General features: G+C 43.4%; 1 protein-coding gene. It reads right to left on the minus strand.

The annotated features are described in order from the left end of the window. On the minus strand, positions 1 to 2285 hold a 2285-nt coding region (gene adiA / locus I3257_RS14030), incomplete at its 3' end, for an arginine decarboxylase (protein ID WP_068946809.1). Between the last annotated feature and the right edge of the window lie 90 nt (positions 2286 to 2375).

The raw sequence follows: 2375 nt of genomic DNA on the forward strand, positions 1-2375 counted from the left end.
TCTTTTTTGATACATAGAACGTGGTATTTACCGTTCTCGATCTCAGCACCTTCAGTTTCGTGTTCGAAACCAGGGAACTCTTCATCCCAAGCTTCTAGCGCTTTTAGGTACTGGATTTGTGGGCTGTTTTCGTCACCGAAGTTTTCACCACCCATTAGCATTGGGATGCCTGGTGGGTAAGGGATAACAGAGTGCGCTGCAACACGACCAACAAGTTCATCCGAAGCAACTAGCTCAACGTCGTTAGATACGATCATCTGGTAAGCATCACGTGGTTTAAGCTCCATTTCTGGTAGGCTTGAGTACGCGTTGTTTAGCACTTGACCTGGGTTGTGACGAACTAGGTATTCAAACATCTTGTTACCTAGATCTTTCAGACCAAGACCTTTGTAAGCTGCAGGGTTGCTTGCAACTAGCTCAGGTAGAATCACTTCTAGATCTGCGTTTGCATCGTAGTGACGCTTAAATGACAACAAGGTGTTGATTAGTGTGTCACGTTTACCTTTAGTAATACCCATTGAGAATAGGAACATTACTTGGAAGTCAGTTGTACGAGTTGGTACGATACCGAAACGACCTAGGTATGCGCTAACAAGTGCTGCAGGAACACCTTTATCTAGGAATTGACCTTTGTCATCAAGTCCTGGAGTTAGTAGGCTCACCTTGATTGGGTCAAGCATACACCAGTCATCATCGATGTCATCGAAACCGTGCCATTGATCGCCTGGGTGTAGTTTCCAGTTGTCTTGAACTGTCATTAACGCTTCAACAGATGCGTCTTCAAACTTCACTTTGTCACCGTTAGTTTCAGTAACAGTTTCTGCGTTCCAAGGCTTGAAGAACCAATCGTTTTCAGAAGTGTAATCGTTGAATAGACGACGTACGTTTTGACGGAAGATAACCGCTTCACGAACCACTTCGTTAGTTAGAGACAGACCACTTTCACCTTTCATCATGTTCGCAGCAACATCGTTAGATGCGCAGATTGCGTATAGTGGTGAAGTTGAAGTGTGCATCATGTACGCTTGGTTGAAACGATCGAAGTCGATAGCGTTTTCACCGTTACGAACGTGAATGTAAGATGCTTGAGACAGTGCGTTCAACAACTTGTGAGTTGAGTGAGTTGCAAATACTGTTGGACCTTTGTGGTCTTTCGCATCGCCACGCATCGCAAAGTGACCCTTGTAGATAGGGTTAAAGCGAGCATAACCAAACCAAGCTTCATCCATGTGGATACGGCTTGCAGATTCAGCAAGAAGTGCTTCAGTCACTTCTGAGTGGTAACACATACCGTCATAAGTACAGTTAGTTACTACAGAGTAGCTTGCTTTATCTTTGTTTAGGTCAAATTCAGGTGCTTTCTCAGCAATTTTCTTCGCTAGAGACTCTTTGCTCATTTGCGCTTTGCTGATTGGACCGATGATACCGTAGCAGTTACGGCTAGGTGTCATATAAACAGGGCGAGCACCAGTTAGGATCAGACCTTGTTCAATTGATTTGTGACAGTTACGGTCACAGATAGCAACGTCGTCATCTTTTAGACACGCTTGCATGATAGTACGGTTAGAACCAGAAGTACCTACGATACCTGAGTAAGATTCGTGAGCACCGAAGATTTTCGCTGCTTCTACTTCTGAGTCTTTGAATGCGCCAGTGTGGTCTAGTAGAGAACCTAGAGAAGCACGTTCGATACCCATATCAGTACGGAATAGGTTTTCACCGTAGAATTGGTAGAACTGGTTACCGGCTGGAGTCTTAGTGAAACCGATACCGCCTTGGTGACCAGGAGCAGACCATGAGTACTCGTGAACGTCGTTGTATTCCATCATCGCTTTCATAAATGGAGGAATAACAACATCACGGTAACGCTTCATTGCAGCAACGATACGGCCAGCAACGAAATCTGCAGTGTCTTCAAGTACTGAGTAACACTCGTCGATACGTTCCATTAGCTTGCGGTTAGCAAGAACAGAAGTACGAGCACGTTCAGCTAGAACAAATACAGGCACTTCAGCTTGACGCTCTTTAAGTACAGCAAGAAGTTCTAGTTCTTCAGTTGAATTTGTTAATTGTTCTTCAGTTTTATCAAGCGCTAGCACCAAGCTGTCGATTTGATTCGCCATAATAATAGCTTTCGCATCGTCATAAGAGGTTGCAGTGATGATTTCAATTGAGCGATCTTTTAATTCTTGAGCTAGAGACTGAGTAGTACGGTCTGCGTAGCTATTCGCTTCAATATTTTGGTGCTCTACGATAAGAGCGCGCATTACATTTATATTGCTCATAAATATATACCTGATTTTTTCGCGCTTCGATAAACCCAAATTAAATAGATGTGAAAAGGTATTTAAATTGGATTTAACTTAAATATTGTT

The organism is Psychrobacter sp. Ps7 (assembly GCF_022129225.1).
Classification (GTDB): domain Bacteria; phylum Pseudomonadota; class Gammaproteobacteria; order Pseudomonadales; family Moraxellaceae; genus Psychrobacter; species Psychrobacter immobilis_A.